The organism is Saliphagus sp. LR7 (assembly GCF_003344565.1).
Taxonomy (GTDB): domain Archaea; phylum Halobacteriota; class Halobacteria; order Halobacteriales; family Natrialbaceae; genus Saliphagus; species Saliphagus infecundisoli.
Map to the genome: position 1 here is coordinate 215,206 of NZ_QPND01000004.1, position 18,799 is coordinate 234,004.

An 18,799-nucleotide genomic window follows, 5' to 3' on the forward strand; every position below is an offset into this window, starting at 1 on the left:
GCGGAGTCCACTCGGCGGGGCTCTACGAGCCCCAGAAGTTCTCGCGGCTGCCCAGCCGCTCGCGATCCGGTCCGCTCCTGCCCCCGTCGTCCGATTCGGTTTCCTCGCTCCCCTCGGCGTCCTCGCCCTCCTCGCCGGCGTCCTCCAGGTCGCCCTCCATCGGGAGGCGCTCTACTTCCTCGGCGCGGGCGTGGTTGCTGTGGACCCGGGTGATCTCGACTCGAGCGCGAACCTCCGGGAGGAGGCCGTCGACCATCACGATGAAGCCGTCGTCGGTCCGGCCGACGCCGGCGCCGCTCTCGTGCATGTCCTCGACGTCGATGACGACCTCCTCGCCGGGCTTGACGGGCTGGGTTTTCAGGTCCTGAATCGGCTGGCTGTAGTGGTTACACCACTCCTTGCCGCCCCGGTCGCCGTAGTGGCGACACCCCATCCCGTGTATCTGCTCGTCGAAGCTCGGGCAGTCGTCGGCGAGTGGACAGTCCGCCATGGGGTTCAGTAGCCAGAGTAGCGTTAAACAGCTTGCGACTCGGATAGGCGTCGGAATCGCTGTGCTCGCAGGCGCCGGAAAACCCCCGACTCGACCCCTGGGCGCACGCTTTCGAAAACGTTTACGGCACGGCGAGGGGAACGTTCGATGATGAAGGTTCTCGTTGCGGTGACGGAGGTGACGACCGTCGACGACGAGTTCGAGATCGACGGGCTCGCGATCGACGACCGCTATCTCGGCGCCGACATGAACGAGTGGGACGAGTACGCCGTCGAGGAGGCGGTCCAGCTCGCAGAGGACGGCGTCGCCGACGAGGTCGTGACGGCGACGGTCGGTCCCGAGGAGGCAGAGGAGACGATCCGGCAGGCGCTGGCGAAAGGCGCCGACCGTGCGATACGGGTCTGGAACGACGACTGCGCGGCGGCCGACCTGCTCGACGTCGGCGCGAAGACCGCCCTCCTCGCGGGCGTCGTCGCCCGCGAGGAGCCCGACCTCGTCCTCACGGGGGTCCAGTCGGGCGACGCCGGCTTCATGGCCACCGGCGTCTCGCTGGCCGCCGACGTCGGCTTCCAGTGGGCCGCCGTCGTCAACGACCTCGAGCTCTCTCCCGAAGAGGGAACGGCCGACGTCCGCCGCGAACTGGAAGGCGGCGTCGAGGAACTCACGACGGTGGAGCTGCCGGCCGTGCTCACGATCCAGACCGGGATCAACGAGCCTCGATACGCGAGCCTTCGGGGGATCCGCTCGGCCCAGAGCAAGGAGCTAGAGCACGTGACCCCCGGCGAACTCGGGATCGAGCCGGCGACGATCGAGGGGGCGCTCCGGCTGATCGGGATGGCCGAGCCCGACGTCGAGTCCGAGGCGACGGTTCTCGAGGGGAGCGCCGAGGAGAGCGCCGCCGAACTCGCCGCCGTCCTCCGCGAGCGGGGCGTGGGGGTGGAGGGATGAGCGCCCCGAGCCCGGACGTCCTGGCGATCGCCGAACACCGCCGCGGGGACCTGCGGGACGTAAGCGACCAGCTGGTGACCGCCGGTAGCGAACTCGCGGGGGCGACCGGCGGCGACCTCCACGTCGCCGTCGTCAGCGGCGACGTCGAGGAGTTCGGCCGGAAGGCAAACCGCGAGGGCGTCGACGTCGTCCACACCGTCGCCGACGGCGAGGAGTTCAACCACGACGTCTACGTCCAGGCCGTCGAGGCCCTCGTCGAGGAAGTCGACCCGCGATACCTGCTCGCGCCCAACAGCGTCAACGGACTCGACTACGTCCCCGCGGTCGCCCGGCGGCTGGCCCTCCCGCTCGTCACGGACGTCGTCGATATCAAGGCCGAGCAGCTGGTGGCGACCCGCGAGATGTACGGCGGGAAAGTCGAAACCGAAATCGAGGTCGCGGACGACCGGGCCGTCCTGACGATCCGGGCCGGCGAGTGGCCCGCCACGACCGACACCGGCGACGCGAGCGTCGAACCGTTCGAACTCGAGATCGACGAGTCGCGGGTCGGCTCCTCGGTCAACGGCTTCGAGGAGGTCGGAGGTGGCGACGTCGACATCACCGAAGCCGACGTGCTGGTCAGCGTGGGTCGGGGGATCGACGACGAGGAGAACCTGGAGCTGATCCACGATCTGGCCGACGCGCTCGGTGCGACTGTCTCGGCCTCCCGGCCGATCGTCGACGCCGGCTGGCTCGAGAAGGGGCGCCAGGTCGGCCAGTCCGGCAAGGTCGTGACCCCCGACGTCTACATCGCCGTCGGCATCTCGGGGGCCGTCCAGCACGTCGCCGGAATGAAAGGCTCCGAGACGATCGTCGCGATCAACACCGATCCGTCGGCGCCGATCATGGACATCGCCGACTACGCGATCCACGACGACCTGTTCGAGGTCGTCCCCGCGCTGATCGAGGCGTTCGAGTAGCCCCGGAGTTCCGAGGGTCCCGGTCGACGCCATCGGACAGTCGATTTATACGTGGCAAGCGCCAATCGCCCACGATGGCCGATGCGGACGTCCCCGACGCTGGCCTCCCTCCCGAGACGATCGACCCGCTGTTTGCGGTCTACGAGACCCGGGCCGAGGGCGACACCTTGGTCTACTACGGCGACCCCCAGGTTCCCCCTGAGCCGCTGATGCGCCGGCTCTGGCCCCAGTTCCGCGAGGCGGGCTACGAGGCGCGGTTGACGACCCGCCACGGCGAGTACGTCATCGTCGCCGAGCCGGCGAGTTCGGGGATCGAGGGGATCCCGTGGACGAACGTCGTCCTCTTCCTCGCGACGGTGGTTTCGACGCTGCTCGTGGGATCACAGTGGTACTACGTCGATCCGATCGCGAACCCCGCCGAAGCGGCGCTAACGGCCTGGCCGTTCACCGTCGCGATCATGGGCGTCCTGGGGGTCCACGAGATGGGTCACTACGTGATGAGCCGCTATCACGATGTGGACGCCTCCTTGCCCTACTTCCTCCCGGTGCCGACGCTGATCGGGACGATGGGCGCGGTGATCCGGATCAAGAGCCGGATGCCCGACCGGAAGGCGCTGTTCGACATCGGCGTCGCCGGCCCGCTCGCCGGCCTGGTCGCCACCGTGATCGTGACGGTGATCGGGCTTCACCTCGATCCGGTGACCGCCCCCCCGGGATTGGCAAGCGACCCGAACGCGATCGCGATCCAGCTGGGCTACCCGCCGCTGCTCGAGCTGCTCGCGGCCGCGGTCGACCGGCCCCTGTACGGCGGCGATCCCGCGACGGGCGTCAACCCCGTCGTCGTCGGCGGCTGGGTCGGGATGCTCGTCACCTTCCTCAACCTGATTCCGGTCGGCCAGTTAGACGGCGGCCACATCCTGCGGGCGGTCGCCGGCGAGTACCAGGAGACGATCGCGGGGCTAGTCCCCCTGGCGCTGTTCGGCCTCGCGGGCTACCTCTACTACGTCGAGAACTACAGCGGCAACTCGGTGTTCGTCTGGGTGTTCTGGGGACTGTTCGCGCTCGTGCTCGCCCGCGTCGGACCGGCCCACCCGGTCGACGACCAGCGGCTGGGCCCCGGCCGGATCGCCCTCGGGCTCCTCACGTTCGCCCTCGGGGCGCTCTGTTTCATGCCGGTACCCGTCGAGATCGTCGGCTAATGGGTGTACCCCTCGTCGGCGAGGGTCTCGCCGTCCATCACCACTCCCTCCTCGCGGACCGTCCCGATCCTCGCGATCGCGACCTCGGTGGCCGCCTCGAGCTCCCGGAGACGGTCCTCGGGAACCGCGAAGACGAGCTCGAAGTCCTCGCCGAACGTCGTCGCCGGCTCGAGCGCCTCCTTTCGACCCCCGGCGACCTCCGCCAGCGCCCCGGCGACCGGGATCGCCCCGGAGTCGACCGCGAAGCCGCAGTCGCCGGCCTCGGCGAGCTGGTGGAGCGACCGGGCGAGCCCGTCGCTTACGTCCATCATCGCGGTCGCGTGGGGGGCGAGCGCCCGGCCGGCCGCCACTCGAGGCGTGAAGCGGAAGAGCTCGTTCGCTCTCTCGGTCTCCCCTCGGCCGAACAGCTCGAGGGCGGCGGCGCTCCGTCCGAGTTCGCCGGTGACACAGACGGCGTCGCCGGGGCGGGCGCCCGCACGGCGGACCGATCCAGTCTCGGGGACGCGGCCGATGGCGGTCGTCGCGGTCGTGAACTCGGTGTGTGAATCGAGGTCGCCGCCGACGTACTCCGCGCCGACCGCCTCGCAGACGTCGCTCGCGCCGCCGACGAACGCCCGGAGCTCCCCCTCCTCGAACTCGCGATCGGCGTAGACCGCCACCGCGGCGACGGCCTCCGCTCCCATCGCGCCGATATCGGACAGCGAAGCGCCGACGGCCCGCCAGCCCGCGGTGTATCTGGTGGTCGCGTCGGGGAAGTCGGTCGTCTCGTGGAGCATGTCGGTCGTCACGACCAGCCCGTCGACGACCGCGGCGTCGTCGCCCGCGGGATCGAGTTCGCCCGCGAGCATCGCGAGTGCGGCGCGTTCGTCCATGGCGGGCGTTTCGGGCCGGAGGCGAAAAGCGGTGTGGAACCGCAGACGAGGCGACAACGACGTCCTTAAATGCCGCGACGGGAAAGAAAACCCCAATGGCTACGATGTACGACGTCCCGGCCGAGGACCTCATCGAGGCCCTCGCCGAGGACTTTGCGGACCGACTCGAGGAACCCGACTGGGCGCAGTTCGCAAAGACCGGCGCCGGCCGCGAGCTCCCCCCCGAACAGCCCGACTTCTGGGCGACCCGGGCGGCGAGCCTGCTCCGGAAGGTCGCCGACCGCGAGCCGATCGGCGTCGAACGGCTCTCGACGGAGTACGGCAACGCCAAACGCGGCTCGAACCGCTACCAGGTCGCGCCCGCCAAACGGGCCGACGGCTCCCGGAGCCTGATCCGGACGATCCTCCAGCAGCTAGAGGAGGAGGGCTTGGTCGAGATCGGCGAGGGCGAGGGCCGGCGGGTCACCGCCGAGGGCCGCAGCCTCCTCGACGACACCGCGGGCGAGGTCCTGGAGGAACTCGACCGTCCGGAACTCGAGCGCTACGCGTAGGCCGGTCGCCGGTAGCCGTAATCATTTTCTCTCCGGCGGCGCAACCCCGACGTATGAGCGAGAACTCCGACGACGAACTCGAGCAACTCCGCGAGGAACGACTCGAAGAGCTCCAGGACCAGGCCGGCGGCGAGGGCGGCGAGGAGGCCGCAGCTCAGCGCGAGGCCGCCCAGCAGCAAGCCGAGGCCCAGAAGAAGGCCCTGTTGCGCCAGTATCTCTCCGACGACGCCAGAAAGCGGCTCAACACGGTCAAGATGAGCAAGCCCGACTTCGGCGAGAAGGTCGAACAGCAGGTCGTCGCCTTAGCCCAGAGCGGGCGGATCCAGGGCAAGATCGACGACGAGAAGATGCGCCAGATCCTGAACGAACTGAAACCCGAGGAGAAGAGCTTCGACATCCGCCGGCGGTAGGATGCGGCTGGGCCTGCTCTACAGCGGCGGCAAGGACTCGACGCTGGCGGCGTTGCTCCTCGCGGAGTTCTACGACGTCACGCTCGCGACCGCCCACTTCGGGGTGACCGACGACTGGAAACACGCGCGGGCGACCGCCCGCGAGCTCGACTTCCCCTTCGAGCGGATCGAACTCGACCGCGACGTCGCCCGCGAGGCCGCAGACCGGATCCGCGAGGACGGCTTCCCCAGACACGGCATCGAGCACGTCCACCGCCACGCCCTGGAAGCCGTGGCGCGGGAGGGGTTCGACGCCGTCGCTGACGGAACCCGCCGGGACGACCGCGTGCCGACGGTCTCGCGGGCCCAGGCCCAGAGCTTGGAGGACCACCACGACGTCGACTACATCGCGCCGCTGTCGGGCTTCGGCCGGAGCGCCGTCGACGACCTCGTCGACGCCCACCTGGACGTCACCGTCGGCCCGAGTGCGGAAATCACGCGCGCGGATTACGAGGCGGAGCTCCGGGCGCTGGTCGCCGACGATGGCGGAGCGATCGGGGAGTACTTCCCCGACCACGAACAGACCCACGTCACCGGCGTCCGGTAGCTACTCCTCGCCGGCGTCGCTCGTCGCCTCCCCCTCCTCGCTGCTTCCGTCCGCACTCTCGCTTTCGGCTTCGAGGTCGTCCTCTCCGAGCAGGTCGCTGACGTACTGGGCCTCCCACTCCCGGCGGGCCTCGATCTCGCGGCGACCCCGGCGGGTCACCGAGTAGACGTTCGTCCGGCGGTCCGCCTCCCCCTTTTCGAGAAGCCCCTTGTCGACCAGGGTGTCGAGGTTGGGATAGAGCCGCCCGTGATGGATCTCCTTTTCGTAGTAGTCCTCGAGTTCGTCCTTGATCGCGAGCCCGTGGGGCTCGGTGAGTCCGGCGGCCACGTACAACAGGTCGCGCTGGAATCCGGTCAGGTCGTACATGGGACCATCTACGACAATGAGCACGTTAAAGATACTGGATCAACGCGCTCGGCACGCCGATTTTCGCCCGTTCATATTCGAAATCGTAGATAGCTGAGTATCTGATTGATCGGGCGAGGATCGCGCGACCGTGGGGCGATGGCGTCGGGGACGAACCCGCCGAGGGGGCGAACGGAAGCCAGAAGTGACCCGTGACCGAACGGGCGGGCATGTACGACCGGATCAAGGGCTTTCGGGACGTCTACCCCGGCGAGATGGCCGCCCGCCGGGAGGCGATCGAGGTCCTGGAAGGGACGGCCGGACGTTACGGGTTCCGGGAGATCGCCACGCCCGCCCTCGAACGCGCCGAGCTATGGACCGACAAGAGCGGCGACGAGATCGTCGAGGAGCTGTACTCCTTCGAGGACCAGGGTGGCCGCCACGTCGCTTTGACCCCCGAGCTGACGCCGACGGTCGCCCGGATGGTCGTCGCCAAACAGCAGGAGCTCTCGAAGCCGATCAAGTGGTATTCGACCCGGCCGTTCTGGCGCTACGAGCAGGTCCAGCAGGGCCGCCAGCGCGAGTTCTACCAGACTAACGTCGACGTCTTCGGCTCCGCGGAACCCGAGGCCGACGCCGAGATCCTCGCCTGGGCGGCCGACGCCCTCACCGGGCTCGGCCTGACGGGCGAGGACTTCGAGTTCCGGGTCTCCCACCGCGACGTCCTGGGCGGAGTTCTCGAGGCCTACGAGGCGGACGTCGACGTCGAGGACGCGATCCGCGCGGTCGACAAGAGCGACGCGCTCGCGGAGGCCGAGTACCACGACCTGCTGGTCGAGGCCGGCCTCACCTACGACCAGGCCGCCGAGTTCGCCGACCTGATCGCGGGCGGCGATCTAGAGGAGGTCGCCGAGTTCGCCGACGCCGAGCGCGTCGATGCCGCGGTCGAGAACCTTCGGAACGTCCTCGCGGCGGCCGAGGACTTCGGCGCCCGCGAGTACTGTACGATCTCGCTCGAGACCGCCCGCGGCCTGGACTACTACACCGGCGTCGTCTTCGAGTGTTTCGATTCGGCGGGCGAGGTCTCCCGATCGATCTTCGGCGGCGGGCGCTACGACGACCTGATCGAGTCCTACGGCGGCCAGCCCACCCCCGCGGTCGGCGTCGCGCCCGGCCACGCGACGCTGTCCCTGCTCTGTCAGCGCGCGGGCGTCTGGCCCGAGGAGGCAGTCGAGACCGACTACTACGTCCTGCAGGTCGGGGATACCCGACCCACCGCCGCCCGGATCGCCCGCGAGCTGCGAGAGCGGGGCCACGTCGTCGAGGGCGACGTCGCCGGGCGCTCGTTCGGTGCCCAACTCGAGTACGCCGACTCGATCAACGCCGAGACGGTCGTCATCGTCGGCGAGCAGGACCTCGCCAACGACGAGGTCACGGTAAAGGAGATGGAATCGGGGGATCAGCTCCAGGTTCCCGTCGAGGGGTTCCCCGGCGACCACGAGCGCCCGACGCTCGCCGACCTCGAGTGAGGGCCCCGGATACTTCTTCGCGCCGGACGTAGGCCCCCCATGGCGACGATCGTCGACGTCCGGCTGCCCGTCGAGGGGTTTCCCCTCGGAATGGCGATCCCGGAGGATCCGGGGCTCGGAATCGACCTCGAGCGGATCGTGCCGACCACCGAGGGGGTGCTCCCCTTCTTCTGGGTCCGGAACTGTTCGTCGTTCGAGCGCTTCGAGCGGGCGGTGCTCGCGACCCCCGCGGTCCGGGGCGTCGAGGTCGTCTCGCGGGTCGAGGGCGACCGGCTCTATCGGGCCCGGTGGGACGACCGGGTCGAGGGGATCGTCACGGGGTTGGTCGAGACGGGCGCGACGATCGTCGAGGCGGTCGGCGGCGAGGAGGGGTGGCGATTCGAGCTCCGGTTTCCCGAGCGCGAGCGGGTACGGGCGTTCCAGCGGTACTGCCGGGAGCGGGAGCTTCCGATCGAGGTGCGCCGGGTGTCGACAATCCGGGAGCGGGCCGCCGGCTCGGGCTACCAGCTCACCGACGCCCAGCTCGAGACGGTTCGTCTCGCCTACGATCGGGGCTACTTCGAGGAGCCCCGCGGCGTGACCCAGAGCGAGCTGGCGACGGCGTTCGGCGTCAGCCAGCGCGCGATCTCCCGGCGGCTCCGCCGGGGGCTCTCCCGGCTGGTCGCGAACACGATTGCGAAGTAGGGGTTCTACATAGACCCGCCAGAATCACTCCCGGGGCCGACGTCTCCATCGTTGATGACGACGATCCTCTGCCGGCTCCGGCCGGCCGGACGAGAGAGGGGACGCTGATGGGGGGAGCCGACGGGGTCCGTCGCGACGAGCGGCCGACCGTGAGCCACGAGATCGGCGAGGGTTCGGTGACCGTCGCCGTCGCCGAGGCGCTCGCTGCGGCCACCGGACGCGACTCGACCGAACTCGACTCGCTGTACGACGCGGTCGATACGAGCGCGCTCGACGCCGTCTTCGCGACGCGGTCGGCGGGGACCACCCGCTCGGGGACGGTCTCGTTTCCGGTCGGCGAGTGGCGCGTGACCGTCGCGGCCCGCGAGGGCGACGGCCGCGTTGTCGTCTCCCCTCGCGGCGAGGGGAACGCCGCCCGCTAACCGAGGGCGAACGACGCGACCGTCTCGTAGACCGGTCCCTCGCGTTCGAGCCGGCTCTCGGTGAGCCTGACCGCCTCGACGCGGCTCTCCCCGACGGTGGGATCGCGCTCGCGGACGACCTCCTGGACCAGTTCCTTCCCGCCGGCGTGGTCCATCCGCGCGAGCGTGACGTGGGGAGTAAACTCGTGGGGTTCGGGTTCGAACCCCATCGCCGTCGTCCGATCCTCGATCGTCTCGTGGAGCCGCTGTAGCTCGTCGCCGCCCGCACTCACGCCGAGCCAGACGACGGTAATGTACTCCATCTCGGGGAAGACGCCGAGCCCCTCGAAGCACGCGTCGAAGGGGGCGATTTCGGATTCGTCGACGGCGGCCGCGAGTTCCGCCTCGAGTTCGGGCAGGCACGCTGCCTCGACGTCGCCGAGGAACTTCAGCGTGAGATGGGCCTGTTTGGGGTCGGTGAAGCTCAGCCCGGAGGCGTCCTCGAACTCCGCCTGGAGGTCCGCGACGGCGCTCGCGAGGCCGTCGGGCAGATCGACGCTGACGAACAGCCGCATGGGAGAGGAGTCGCCTCGAACGGTCTTGAACCTACGGCCGCCGGGGTCGCAGACCTTAACAGTCCGCCGACCCAAATCCGGGTAATGACCGACCGAACGGACGACAGAAACCCCTTCTCGGAGGACGACGTCGAGAGCAGCTACGAGGAGTTCGACCTCGATCCGCCGGAACTCGACGTCGACCCGACGAAGGTCGATCCCGTGGACTCGCGGGTCGTTACCGACCTGCTCGACCGCCGGAACGTCGGCAGCGAGGAGGTAGACGCGGGGGAACTGCTCGAGGTCGGCCTGAACTACATGCGGATCAACCGCTTCGAGCAGGCCACCGAGGCGTTCGAGCGTGCCGCGAACTTCGCCGACGACGACCTGCTCGAACAGGAGGCCTGGGTGAACAAGGGCGTCGCCCACGCCGAGTTAGAGGAGTTCGACGAGGCGATCGGCGCTCACCGGGAAGCGCTCTCGATCGACGACTCGAGCGAACACGCCGCGAGCGCCGAGACGAACCTCGCCTACGCCCTCTGGGAGTTCGGCGAGACCGCCCAGGCCCTAGAGCACGCAGAACGCGCCGTCGAGATCGACGAGCGGTTCCCCCAGGCGTGGTACAATCGTGCCTTCTTCCTCTCCGAGCGGGGGCTCTCCGAGGAGGCGCTTCACTGCATCGACAACGCGATCCGGCTAGGCAACCGCGACGCCCGCGTGCTCGAGACGAAAGCCCACATCCTGGAGGACTTGGGCGAGTACGACGAGGCCGAAGAGATCGCCGACGAGGCGAACGAACTCCGCGAGCGCGCCGAGGAACGGATGATGGACGAACGCGAGGAGGGCGACGACCGGCTGGTCGAGTGATGATCGTCAGCGAACGCGAGACCGAGAAGGGGCTCCTGGTCACGATCTGTGACGACGACGTGTTGGGAGAGACGTTCGACTCGGGGGAGATCTCGCTTACGGTCACCGAGGAGTTCTACGGCGGATCCACGGTAGACGAGGAGTCGGCCGCCGACTCGCTGGCGCGGGCCTCGATCGCGAACATCGTCGGCGAGGCCGCCGTCGCACTGGCCGTCGAGGAGGGGTTCATCGACGAGGCAAACGTCCTTGAGGTCGGCCGAACCCGTCACGCCCAGCTCCTCTGGATGTAGTCGGCGCGGTTCGGAGCGAACGAAGTGAGCGAGAACCGCGCTGTTGCGAACGGAGAGGAACGACCCGTGAGCGCACGGACCTCGGTCGCTCTCCGCCCGCCGTTTCGGCCGGCGGGCACGATTCTATATCGCGCCATACGATTTACCGGCGCTCGGATGCCGTCGGCTTCCGGCCGCAGTCGCGATGGCGCTCGGCCGTCCGAAACGGCGGAAAACGGGCGACTGCGACGGCGGGACCAAACCCTTTAGGAGGCAAGTTGAATCCCGCTACCCTCCGAGGGGTGAATTCATGACGACGACGACCGAACTCCGGCTGTCCGGCGACGGGATCGCCTGTGGCGGGGCGTTCGAGCAGTGGCCAGACCTCGAGTGCGAGCTGGAGCCCGTCGTCGCTGGCGGCATCGGGCTTCTGGTTACGGCTGGCGACCGTAGCACAATCGAGGCGGCCCTCGGCGCGGACCCGACCGTCCCGGACCTCGAGTGGATCGCGGCGGGCGAGGGGTGGGCGCTCTACGAGGTCGGGTTCGCGGGCGCGTTCGCGACGCTGTTCGAGGCCGTCGCCGACCGCCGGGGGACGGTCCTCGAGGCCGCGGGCAGGAGCGGCGCCTGGACCGTCAGTCTCCGGCTCCTCCGCCGGGAGGACGCCCGCGAGATCTACGCGGGGCTGGTGGAGGCCGGCCTCGAGGTCGAGGTCCTCCGGCTCTCGGAGCCGACCGCGGCGGGCGTGCCCTCGGGGTTGACCGCCGAGCAGTACGAGGCCCTCGCCGCCGGGATCGAGGGCGGATACTTCGAGATCCCTCGCCGGGTCTCGCTCGCGGAGCTCGCCGACGAACTCGGGATCTCCCACCAGGCGCTCTCCGAGCGGTTCCGGCGGGCCTACCGCACGCTGGCCAGCTCCGAGCTCGGGGACGGCGCCGCGGCCACGATGGCCTGATTCGGCCGATTCAGCATCCGTGCGGGCGCTTGCGGCGGGGTTCGACGGAGACGCGTCTCTCCGCCGAGAACGGGGTGATAAACTTCATATCGCGATATCTAATTCGAGGTCGCTCGCCGATCGTGTCCGTATCGGAGGCTCACGCGACCGGATCGATCGGTCCTCACTCGCCACGAAAACGGTCCAGCAGGCTCGAACGCCCGGGATCGTCGTCCTCGTCCTCGTTTCCGCCGAGCGGATGGCGGAGCCAGCCGCCGATCCGGCGGAGGAGATAGGAGGGAAAGAACATCGCGACGAACCCGAGGCCCACCATCGCCCCGCCGAGGGCGAACTGGCCGCTCCGGGCGAACTCGACGCCGACGATGAACATCGGACCGGCGATCGAGAGCCCGGCGGCGATCTCGATCATCCCGAGGAGTCCGGGGCCTCTCATCGCCGGAGGGAGGGCACCGGCCGGTTTAGATCGTCCGGTTTCGTCGGCACGAGCGCTACGTTTACGCCGTTCGGCCGCGTCCATCGAGAGAACGAATGGGGGTGGACGCAGACGAACGCGACCGCCGGAAGGCCGTCGCGGGGATCGCGATGGGGGCGCTCGAGGGCGACGGCCGTCGGCTGGCGGTCGACGCGGTCGCGGCCGTCGGCGACGTGTTGGCGGCGCCTGCGGCGCTGTTCGAGCCCGGTCCGGACGGGCCCGAACGCCTCGCGGGGGAGTTCGACGACTCTTCGCTTGCCGAGCGGGCGCTGACCGGCGAGGGAAGGGTCGTCGCGAGCGAGGCCGGGGTCGGCGCGGTCGTCGGTCCCGCTGGCGACCCCCGGGGCGTCCTCTGTGTCGGGAGTCGGGAGCTCTCGGAGGCGGATATCGGCTTCCTCGAGGACGTCGTGACGGTTCTGGAGCGGGCCTGGGCCGGCGGGAAGTTCCGGCAGTTCGCCGAACGGCTGGAGGAGGTCGTCTGGATGAGCTCCGTCGAAATCGACGAGATACACTACGTCAACCCGGCCTACGAGGAGGTCTGGGGGCGTAGCCGCGAGAGCCTCTACGAGGAACCGATGTCGTTTCTGGAGGGGATCCATTCGGAGGACCGCGACCGGATCCGGGAGACCATCCCCCAGCGCGCCCGCGACGAGTACGAGGAGGTCTACCGGGTCGTCCGTCCCGACGACTCGATCCGGTGGGTCAGGGATCGGGCGTACCCGATCCGCGAGGGCGGGGAGGTCCGCCGGGTCGTCGGCATCGCGGAGGACGTCACGGAGCGCCGCGAGCGCCGGCGCCGTCTCGAGCGGGCCAACCGACTCAACCGGCTCTGCCAGGAGATCACCCACCTCGTGATCACGACGCCGGACCGCCAGACCCTCGAGCAGCGGGTCTGTGACCGGCTCGCGGAGCCCTACCGGTTCGTCTGGATCGGCGGACTCGCGCCCGGCGGGACGCGGGTGATCTCGCGGGTCTGGGCGGGCGTCGAGGAGGGATATCTGGATGCGGTCCGGATCACGGCCGACGAGGCCGAGACCGCCGCCGGCCCGACGGGGCGGGCGGTCGAAACTCAGGAAGTCCAGGTCGTCACCGACATCACCACCGATCCGGACTTCGAGCCCTGGCGCGAGGCGGCCGTCGCGCGGGGCTACCGGGCCAGCATCGCGGTGCCCATCGCCCACGACGGCCTGCTCTACGGGCTCCTCAACGTCTATGCGGCCTGCCCGGACGCCTTCTCCGGCGACGAGACCCGGGTCCTCTCGCGGCTGGGCGAAGTCATCGGCCACGCGATCGCGGCCATCGAGCGCAAGGCCGCGCTCGCGGGCGACACCGTCGTCGAACTCGAGTTCCGCGCCGAGGGCTTTCCCGAGGCGCTCGTCGCCTGCTCGCGGGAGTCGGGGGGGATCCTGCGGTTCGAGCACCTCTCCCGGCACGACGACCGCCTGATCGCCTACGGGACCGCGACCGGAGTCCCCGAGGAGCGCCTGTGTGGGGCCGTCGAGCGCGAGGAAGACCTCGTCTCCGTTCGGGTCATAGAGCGCGAGGAGGGGAGCTACGGGTTCGAACTCGAGGCCGACGGAGCGGTCCCGCTTGTCGAGACGCTGGCGGGCTACGGCGGCCGCCTGTCCTCGGCGACGATCGCCGACGGCGACTGCCGGTTCGTCGTCGAACTCCCCGAGGGGGCCGACACCCGCCGACTCATCGACGCCCTCGAGTCGGGCTACGAGACGAGCTACGTCGCGAAACGGACGACGAGCCGGGAGGCGCCCGCGTTTCCGGGCACCGCCCTCCTCGATCGCCGGCTCACCGAGCGACAGCGCGAAGTGCTGGAGACGGCAACGTACGCGGGCTACTTCGAGTGGCCGCGGGCGACGACCGGCGAGGAGGTCGCCGAACGCCTGGGGATCGCCCCCGCGACGTTCGCTCAGCACCTCCGGGCGGCGGAACGAAAGCTGTTCGAGGCGACGTTCGATCGGGAGTAAAGAAGGGAGTTACATCGGCGTCGCGGCCGTCGACCCGGCGGTCCGTCCGCCGTAGGCGACCAGCAGCATCGAGATCCCGGTCGCGAGCAGGCTCGCGCCGACGAAGACGCCGAGCACCCAGCCCGCGTCCGCGGGGAAGCCGGCCCACAGCGCCAGCCCGAGGATCAGCGAGAGCGCGCCGCTTGCGGCGATCCAGCCCCGACCCGCTCCGGCCATCCGGGCGGCGACAACCAGTTCGGCGACGCCGTCGACCACCAGGTACGCGATCAACAACAGCGTCAGCGACGCGACCCCCACGACCGGGTTCGCGAGGACGAGCAGCCCCGCAATCAGGGAGACGGCCGAGAGCGCGACCTGCCAGAGCCGCCCCCGCCAGCTTCCGGCGGTAACCGCGTGGGCCGCGTTGACGACCCCACTGACGACCAGGAGCGCGCCGATCGCGTAGGCGATCGAGATCCCGGCGAGAAAGGGTGCGATGATCGCCAGGACGCCGATCGCCCCGAGGACGATCCCCGCGATCGCGAGCGGGCGCCGGGCGGGCATCGATTCGGTTCGTTCCTCCGATACGTACTGCTCGTCGGTGTATTCTGCCATGGGTGTCACCGGCTACCAGTACGCCGGCGACGACGATAATACCGATACACGATTTGACAGTAACTCCGGGCGGGCGACCGGTCCGCGTTCCGAACTCACTGCTCCTCGACGTGGCGGACCTCACAGGCCACGCCCCGCGTGCTCCCTTCCATCTCCCGGCCGAACATCTCCGCGCGCCCGACCGCGAACGCCCGCGGTCCCTCGATGACGACCTCGTCGCCGACGCGGATTCCCTCGTCGGCGCTGACGACTCCCGGCGCGAGCACGCTTCCGTGGGGCGTAAACGAGTCGATCTCGACGCGTTTGGTCGGGACCGAACTCTCGACCCACCGCCGGGCGCCCTCCAGGGTAAACGAGAGGGTGCCGTAGCGGGGCACCATCGTCGCGAGTTGCGTGTCGTCGCCGTCGCGGACCTGCAGTTTCGGATAGCGTCCCGTGGTCCGGAGGTCGGGAAAGAGGTCGTCGCCCGCGCCGTCCCCGAGGAGGTAGTCGGCGATCGCACGGACGGTGTTGTGCTCGCGCTCGCGTTTCGAGTACTTCAGTTCGCCCGCGAGGGCCTCGGCGAGGTTCTCCAACGAACTCTCGTCCGTGGGGTGGGCGCCCTCCGGGACGGTGTACGTGACGTCGAGGGCGAGATCGCTCTCGACGCGCTCAACGATCTCCCGATATCCCTCGGTCGGCACGTGGGCGACGATTTCGGGATACTCGTTTCGCTCGAGATAGCGCCGGAGCACGCGGGCGACGAACGCCGTCTCCTCTTCGGTCCACCGGCCCGTCACGACCGTGTCGTACTGTTGGGCGGGGTAGGTCGTCTCGAGTTCCTGGGGAACCACACCGATGGGCGAGGTCATCGAGACGAGGTGGGCCCGCCAACCGATCGCGTCGTGAAAGCGGCCGTGGCTCTTGGACTCGCTGTAGGGTTTCCGGGCCGAACAGGGGACGAGCACGAGCGGATTCTCGAACCGATTGCGATAGCGCGTCGTCACCCGGTCGGCGTACCGGCGGATCTCTGGTCGCCGGATGGTGTCGCCCGTCGCGGCGGTCATCTCGGCCTCCCGGAGGATCGGCGCGCGCTCCTCGATATACCCCCACCGGTCGTCGAGCTCTCTCATGGTCGCCGTGAGCCACTGGTCGTGGCGGGCCTGGCCCTCGACGTAGTCCCGGAGCCGTCCCTCGCGGATCCGCTGGCGGACGACGGCCAGTTCCGCACGGAGGGCGTTCTCGTTGTGTTCGGCGCAGTCGGCGCGGGTGAACTCCTCGACGGGCGTCCGGCAGGCTGGACACGCACACGGCAGTTCCTCGAGATCGGACAGTCGGCGGTCGCCCTCGGTCGTGAGGTATCGGCCTCGAGTGCCCTCGGCGGTCGCGCGGGCGGCGTCCACCGCGTCCACGCCGGCGTAGACGAGCGTCGCGACGTTTCTGGGCGTGGCGACTCCCGAGAGGACCAGGAGGGTGTCGGGCTGGATCGCCTCCCGGACGGAGACGATCCCGGAGACGAAGGAGGCGCCGTGGCCGACGATCGACTGGCCATCCGAGAGGAGGTAGGCGTCGACCGCGTGGGCCTCCGGCGACGCACTCGAGATCACCGCGGCGCTGGGATACTCGACGTCGGGATACTCGACGGAAAACGACTCGCGGACCTCCTCGGGGGTCCCGCCGGGGAGTCCGCGGTGGGGGAGCACCGTCAGCTCCCCCTCGCTGCCCTCGGGTACCTCGCGTTCGTCGGCCCACAGCGAGCCGGCGTCGGCGAGGCGGTCGCCGACGGTAGCGGGGGTCGCAAGCGGGGGATCGAGGCGGAGTTCGCCGAGGCGGGCGGGCCCGTCCCGGGCGTGGACCTCGAAGTAGTCGGTCATACCTCTATGGACGCGAGCGGGCGAAAGAGGCTGTCGGTCTCCATTACTTCGTGTCGATCGTCTCGACCCGATCGGGCAGCGCCGCGAGGATGCCGGGGGGCCACCCCTCGTGGGCGACCGCTAGCTCGCTGTCGGGGTTCGCCTCGGCGAGCCGGGCGACCCCCCGGAGGGCCGCGACGCGAATCGCCCGGTCGGGCCGTTCGGGCGGGTCGGTATTCAGGGGATAGCTCTGGACCAGCGCGGGCGGGACCGGGCCGAACGGCGGGCGGAGCGTCCAGACCTCGTCGTACTCCCCGCCGGAGACGTCGCCCTCAGCGAGCAGCAGGGAGTCCGGTACGGAAAGGCGTTCGAGCCGGCGGTGGTGCCGCAGGACTTCGGGCCGGGCGGCGCTCTCCGCGGAGACGTAGAAGAAGGTCCCTTTCGAGACCGGGTCCGACCGTTCGTACTGGTCGGCGTGCTCCAGAAGTGCGCGGTAGCCCGAGAGCATCGCCGGGTGCGAGCGCGCGCGGGCCTCGACGAGTTCCAAGAGATTCCCCTCCCGGATCGCCTCCCTGATCCGGCGGATCTCGGCGAAGCTCACGTGAAGATTGTGGGCGGCGAGTGCCTTCTCGCGGGGCTTGTCCGGGAGCGCGCGGAGTTCGTCGGGGGTGTGTTCGAGACAGACCGGACACGAACAGGGGAGGTAGTCGATGTCCGCCAGGTGGCGGGTGCCCCGGACGGTGAGGTAGCGGTCGTCGCGGGCGTAGATGGCGTAGGCCGCCGAATCGAAGAGATCACAGCCCGCGGCCGCGGCGAGGGCGAACATCATCGGGTGGCCGGCGCCGAAGAGGTGGACCGGCGCGTCGGCTCCGAGGCCCCGTTTGGCGGCCGCGACGACGTCGACCGTCTCGGCGTAGCGGTAGTCGTTGAGGAGGGGGACGACCGCGCCGATCGGGAAGACGTCGAGGTCAGTGCCGTCGGCGTGGCGAGCGGCGTCCTCCCGGAGGTCGAGGTGGGTCGAGCCCTGAACCGGCGCGCTCACGAGGGTGTCGCCGACGTCAACCCCTTCTGCGATCGTGAGGCGTTCCTGGGTGGTCTCGAGGTCCGCCGCGGCACGTTCGCGGGGGGCGTCGGGCGGCGTCGGGAGATCGACGGGGGTCGCGATGTCCGAACCGATCCCGGCCTGGAAGGAGAGGATCTCCTCGGTGGTCACGGAGATCTCGCCGTACTCGGCCAGCTGGAACGAGCCGGAGTCGGTCATGATCGCACCCGGAAAGTCGAGCATTCCGTGCAGGCCCTCCGAAAGCGCCTGCTCGCGGAGGTCCGGAGTGTCGTGGATGATGTAGGCGTTCGTGATGAGGGCCTCGGCGCCGAACTCCTCGGCGAGCCGGCGCGGTGCGATCGTGTCGATGTTGGGGTTGATGACCGGCAGCAGGGCGGGGGTCTCGACGGTGACCCCTGCACGCGGCACGCGGAGTTCGCCGATCCGCCCGCCGGCGTCGGTCTCTCGGAGTTCGAAACGATCGCGCATCTGGTGGCCGTTCGCCCGCGGGGCGGTAAACCGTTCCGTTCTTTCATCCGGGCCGCCCTCGATCACTCCGGGAGAACCGCAGACGGATCGCGGTTCCCCGGCGGACGGGTACGGCGGCCCGGATCACTCCCCGAACAGCCGGTAGTACGTCACCGCGAGTATCGCTCGCCCGTCCCGGAGGTCGCCCGATTCGATCTCCGAGAGCAGGTCCTCGAGGGACGTCTCGGCGACGCGGATGGTTTCGTCGTCGTCCAACTGCTGGGCGGCGGTCGGCCGACAGCCGGAGGCGACGAAGAAGTGGATCACGCTGTCCGCGATGCCGTTTGCAGGCTCGGCGGTGAGCAGGTGCTCGAGGTCCTCGGCCTCGTGGCCGGTCTCCTCGCGGAGTTCCCGGCGGGCCGCGGCCTCGAGGGAGTCGTCGTCGGGTTCGGTGCTGCCGACGGGGAGGCCCCGGTTGACCCGGGAGACGGCCTGGCGCCACTCCTCGATGCAGACGACCCGGTCGTCGGGCGTAAGGGGGAGGATACAGACGCTTTCGGGCTCCGAAAGGTAGTCGAACTCGGTCTCGGTCCCGTCGGGGAGGGCCACCCGCTCGTTGCGGATCTCGAAGCCGTCACAGCTATACGCGGTCCGCCGCGCGACTGTCTCCCACGCCAGTTCGGAGTCCATGGGCGGAGGTCGGGCGGCCGCCACAAAAAGGCGAGCCACCGTCGCTACGCGGTTCCTGATTCGGTGTACCAGCCGTGTAACGAAGGTCGGGGCGGACGAC

Annotated in this window: 21 protein-coding genes and 1 pseudogene; 13 read left to right on the plus strand and 9 right to left on the minus strand. The window is 69.7% G+C overall.

The window, feature by feature from the left end:
- Window positions 1-22 precede the first annotated feature (22 nt).
- Complete coding sequence (locus DVH23_RS08165) at window positions 23-490, minus strand: TRAM domain-containing protein (protein ID WP_114576945.1); 468 nt, start codon at window positions 488-490, stop codon at window positions 23-25.
- A 150-nt stretch (window positions 491-640) separates the two neighbouring features.
- Between DVH23_RS08165 and DVH23_RS08170 the strand changes: the two genes are divergently transcribed.
- The 3 genes from DVH23_RS08170 (at window position 641) to DVH23_RS08180 (ending at window position 3,596) form a co-directional block, all read left to right on the plus strand.
- The gene (locus tag DVH23_RS08170; RefSeq protein WP_114577062.1) at window positions 641-1,438 is read left to right on the plus strand and encodes an electron transfer flavoprotein subunit beta/FixA family protein; all 798 of its coding nucleotides are present in this window, start codon (window positions 641-643) and stop codon (window positions 1,436-1,438) included.
- Window positions 1,435-2,397 (plus strand): electron transfer flavoprotein subunit alpha/FixB family protein, encoded by a 963-nt coding sequence (locus DVH23_RS08175; protein WP_114576946.1) that lies wholly within the window; start codon window positions 1,435-1,437, stop codon window positions 2,395-2,397. Before DVH23_RS08170 ends, DVH23_RS08175 begins: the two co-directional genes overlap by 4 nt.
- Window positions 2,398-2,471: 74 nt before the next feature.
- Window positions 2,472-3,596, plus strand: a complete 1,125-nt coding sequence (locus DVH23_RS08180; RefSeq protein WP_114576947.1) for a site-2 protease family protein — start codon at window positions 2,472-2,474, stop codon at window positions 3,594-3,596.
- On the opposite strand, the gene thiL is transcribed toward DVH23_RS08180, so the two are convergent.
- Window positions 3,593-4,468, minus strand: coding sequence for a thiamine-phosphate kinase (thiL, locus tag DVH23_RS08185; RefSeq protein WP_114576948.1), 876 nt, complete (start codon window positions 4,466-4,468; stop codon window positions 3,593-3,595). The two genes, DVH23_RS08180 and thiL, sit on opposite strands and share 4 nt — an antisense overlap.
- 95 nt (window positions 4,469-4,563) lie before the next feature.
- On the opposite strand from thiL, the gene DVH23_RS08190 reads away from it, so the two are divergent.
- The 3 genes from DVH23_RS08190 to DVH23_RS08200 are packed head-to-tail and all read left to right on the plus strand — an operon-like array spanning window position 4,564 to window position 6,015.
- Window positions 4,564-5,019, plus strand: coding sequence for a 30S ribosomal protein S19e (locus tag DVH23_RS08190; protein ID WP_114576949.1), 456 nt, complete (start codon window positions 4,564-4,566; stop codon window positions 5,017-5,019).
- 53 nt (window positions 5,020-5,072) lie between these two features.
- Window positions 5,073-5,429 carry a DNA-binding protein gene (locus DVH23_RS08195; protein ID WP_114576950.1) on the plus strand — a complete coding sequence of 119 codons (357 nt, stop codon included), beginning with the start codon at window positions 5,073-5,075 and terminating at the stop codon, window positions 5,427-5,429.
- A gap of 1 nt (window position 5,430) precedes the next feature.
- Window positions 5,431-6,015, plus strand: coding sequence for an alpha hydrolase (locus DVH23_RS08200; RefSeq protein WP_114576951.1), 585 nt, complete (start codon window positions 5,431-5,433; stop codon window positions 6,013-6,015).
- A gap of 87 nt (window positions 6,016-6,102) precedes the next feature.
- Here DVH23_RS08200 and DVH23_RS08205 read toward each other — a convergent pair.
- A pseudogene (locus DVH23_RS08205) lies at window positions 6,103-6,381 on the minus strand (PadR family transcriptional regulator); the annotation flags it as partial.
- Between the two features lie 209 nt (window positions 6,382-6,590).
- Between DVH23_RS08205 and hisS the strand changes: the two are divergent.
- The 3 genes from hisS to DVH23_RS08220 all read left to right on the plus strand — a co-directional run bounded on the left by hisS (window position 6,591) and on the right by DVH23_RS08220 (window position 8,995).
- Window positions 6,591-7,889: a histidine--tRNA ligase gene (gene hisS, locus DVH23_RS08210; protein WP_114576952.1), complete on the plus strand. Its 1,299-nt coding sequence runs from the start codon at window positions 6,591-6,593 to the stop codon at window positions 7,887-7,889.
- 39 nt (window positions 7,890-7,928) lie between these two features.
- Entirely contained in the window at window positions 7,929-8,573 is a 645-nt protein-coding gene (locus tag DVH23_RS08215; protein WP_114576953.1) for a helix-turn-helix domain-containing protein, read from the plus strand.
- A 107-nt stretch (window positions 8,574-8,680) separates the two neighbouring features.
- Window positions 8,681-8,995 (plus strand): HalOD1 output domain-containing protein, encoded by a 315-nt coding sequence (locus DVH23_RS08220; RefSeq protein WP_114576954.1) that lies wholly within the window; start codon window positions 8,681-8,683, stop codon window positions 8,993-8,995.
- Here the strand turns inward: DVH23_RS08220 and thpR are convergent.
- Window positions 8,992-9,549: an RNA 2',3'-cyclic phosphodiesterase gene (gene thpR / locus DVH23_RS08225; protein ID WP_114576955.1), complete on the minus strand. Its 558-nt coding sequence runs from the start codon at window positions 9,547-9,549 to the stop codon at window positions 8,992-8,994. The two genes, DVH23_RS08220 and thpR, sit on opposite strands and share 4 nt — an antisense overlap.
- A gap of 84 nt (window positions 9,550-9,633) precedes the next feature.
- On the opposite strand from thpR, the gene DVH23_RS08230 reads away from it, so the two are divergent.
- From DVH23_RS08230 to DVH23_RS08240, 3 genes are all read left to right on the plus strand, one after another.
- Window positions 9,634-10,395: a tetratricopeptide repeat protein gene (locus DVH23_RS08230; protein WP_114576956.1), complete on the plus strand. Its 762-nt coding sequence runs from the start codon at window positions 9,634-9,636 to the stop codon at window positions 10,393-10,395.
- On the plus strand, window positions 10,395-10,685 hold the full coding sequence (locus DVH23_RS08235) for a DUF424 domain-containing protein (protein WP_114576957.1): 291 nt from the start codon (window positions 10,395-10,397) through the stop codon (window positions 10,683-10,685). The genes DVH23_RS08230 and DVH23_RS08235 overlap by 1 nt, the downstream gene beginning before the upstream one ends.
- A 289-nt stretch (window positions 10,686-10,974) precedes the next feature.
- Window positions 10,975-11,619 carry a helix-turn-helix domain-containing protein gene (locus DVH23_RS08240; RefSeq protein WP_198667876.1) on the plus strand — a complete coding sequence of 215 codons (645 nt, stop codon included), beginning with the start codon at window positions 10,975-10,977 and terminating at the stop codon, window positions 11,617-11,619.
- A gap of 163 nt (window positions 11,620-11,782) precedes the next feature.
- On the opposite strand, the gene DVH23_RS08245 is transcribed toward DVH23_RS08240, so the two are convergent.
- On the minus strand, window positions 11,783-12,052 hold the full coding sequence (locus DVH23_RS08245) for a hypothetical protein (RefSeq protein ID WP_114576959.1): 270 nt from the start codon (window positions 12,050-12,052) through the stop codon (window positions 11,783-11,785).
- A 95-nt stretch (window positions 12,053-12,147) separates the two neighbouring features.
- On the opposite strand from DVH23_RS08245, the gene DVH23_RS08250 reads away from it, so the two are divergent.
- Entirely contained in the window at window positions 12,148-14,073 is a 1,926-nt protein-coding gene (locus tag DVH23_RS08250) for a bacterio-opsin activator domain-containing protein (RefSeq protein WP_114576960.1), read from the plus strand.
- 9 nt (window positions 14,074-14,082) lie between these two features.
- Here the strand turns inward: DVH23_RS08250 and DVH23_RS08255 are convergent, their stop codons facing one another.
- The 4 genes from DVH23_RS08255 to DVH23_RS08270 all read right to left on the minus strand — a co-directional run bounded on the left by DVH23_RS08255 (window position 14,083) and on the right by DVH23_RS08270 (window position 18,699).
- Window positions 14,083-14,667 (minus strand): DUF308 domain-containing protein, encoded by a 585-nt coding sequence (locus tag DVH23_RS08255; protein ID WP_318247891.1) that lies wholly within the window; start codon window positions 14,665-14,667, stop codon window positions 14,083-14,085.
- Window positions 14,668-14,762: 95 nt separating this feature from the next.
- Window positions 14,763-16,520 carry an archaeosine synthase subunit alpha gene (gene arcS / locus DVH23_RS08260; RefSeq protein WP_114576961.1) on the minus strand — a complete coding sequence of 586 codons (1,758 nt, stop codon included), beginning with the start codon at window positions 16,518-16,520 and terminating at the stop codon, window positions 14,763-14,765.
- A 43-nt stretch (window positions 16,521-16,563) separates the two neighbouring features.
- Entirely contained in the window at window positions 16,564-18,030 is a 1,467-nt protein-coding gene (gene tgtA / locus DVH23_RS08265; RefSeq protein WP_114577064.1) for a tRNA guanosine(15) transglycosylase TgtA, read from the minus strand.
- Between the two features lie 123 nt (window positions 18,031-18,153).
- Complete coding sequence (locus tag DVH23_RS08270) at window positions 18,154-18,699, minus strand: NUDIX hydrolase (protein WP_114576962.1); 546 nt, start codon at window positions 18,697-18,699, stop codon at window positions 18,154-18,156.
- Between the last annotated feature and the right edge of the window lie 100 nt (window positions 18,700-18,799).

Excerpts from the sequence above, each read along its gene's own strand:
- DVH23_RS08165 (WP_114576945.1), bottom strand. The coding sequence starts at position 490 with ATGGCGGACTGTCCACTCGCCGACGACTGCCCGAGCTTCGACGAGCAG.
- DVH23_RS08170 (WP_114577062.1), top strand. The coding sequence starts at position 641 with ATGAAGGTTCTCGTTGCGGTGACGGAGGTGACGACCGTCGACGACGAG.
- DVH23_RS08175 (WP_114576946.1), top strand. The coding sequence starts at position 1,435 with ATGAGCGCCCCGAGCCCGGACGTCCTGGCGATCGCCGAACACCGCCGC.
- DVH23_RS08180 (WP_114576947.1), top strand. The coding sequence starts at position 2,472 with ATGGCCGATGCGGACGTCCCCGACGCTGGCCTCCCTCCCGAGACGATC.
- thiL (WP_114576948.1), bottom strand. The coding sequence starts at position 4,468 with ATGGACGAACGCGCCGCACTCGCGATGCTCGCGGGCGAACTCGATCCC.
- DVH23_RS08190 (WP_114576949.1), top strand. The coding sequence starts at position 4,564 with ATGGCTACGATGTACGACGTCCCGGCCGAGGACCTCATCGAGGCCCTC.
- DVH23_RS08195 (WP_114576950.1), top strand. The coding sequence starts at position 5,073 with ATGAGCGAGAACTCCGACGACGAACTCGAGCAACTCCGCGAGGAACGA.
- DVH23_RS08200 (WP_114576951.1), top strand. The coding sequence starts at position 5,431 with ATGCGGCTGGGCCTGCTCTACAGCGGCGGCAAGGACTCGACGCTGGCG.
- hisS (WP_114576952.1), top strand. The coding sequence starts at position 6,591 with ATGTACGACCGGATCAAGGGCTTTCGGGACGTCTACCCCGGCGAGATG.
- DVH23_RS08215 (WP_114576953.1), top strand. The coding sequence starts at position 7,929 with ATGGCGACGATCGTCGACGTCCGGCTGCCCGTCGAGGGGTTTCCCCTC.
- DVH23_RS08220 (WP_114576954.1), top strand. The coding sequence starts at position 8,681 with ATGGGGGGAGCCGACGGGGTCCGTCGCGACGAGCGGCCGACCGTGAGC.
- thpR (WP_114576955.1), bottom strand. The coding sequence starts at position 9,549 with ATGCGGCTGTTCGTCAGCGTCGATCTGCCCGACGGCCTCGCGAGCGCC.
- DVH23_RS08230 (WP_114576956.1), top strand. The coding sequence starts at position 9,634 with ATGACCGACCGAACGGACGACAGAAACCCCTTCTCGGAGGACGACGTC.
- DVH23_RS08235 (WP_114576957.1), top strand. The coding sequence starts at position 10,395 with ATGATCGTCAGCGAACGCGAGACCGAGAAGGGGCTCCTGGTCACGATC.
- DVH23_RS08240 (WP_198667876.1), top strand. The coding sequence starts at position 10,975 with ATGACGACGACGACCGAACTCCGGCTGTCCGGCGACGGGATCGCCTGT.
- DVH23_RS08245 (WP_114576959.1), bottom strand. The coding sequence starts at position 12,052 with ATGAGAGGCCCCGGACTCCTCGGGATGATCGAGATCGCCGCCGGGCTC.
- DVH23_RS08250 (WP_114576960.1), top strand. The coding sequence starts at position 12,148 with ATGGGGGTGGACGCAGACGAACGCGACCGCCGGAAGGCCGTCGCGGGG.
- DVH23_RS08255 (WP_318247891.1), bottom strand. The coding sequence starts at position 14,667 with ATGGCAGAATACACCGACGAGCAGTACGTATCGGAGGAACGAACCGAA.
- arcS (WP_114576961.1), bottom strand. The coding sequence starts at position 16,520 with ATGACCGACTACTTCGAGGTCCACGCCCGGGACGGGCCCGCCCGCCTC.
- tgtA (WP_114577064.1), bottom strand. The coding sequence starts at position 18,030 with ATGCGCGATCGTTTCGAACTCCGAGAGACCGACGCCGGCGGGCGGATC.
- DVH23_RS08270 (WP_114576962.1), bottom strand. The coding sequence starts at position 18,699 with ATGGACTCCGAACTGGCGTGGGAGACAGTCGCGCGGCGGACCGCGTAT.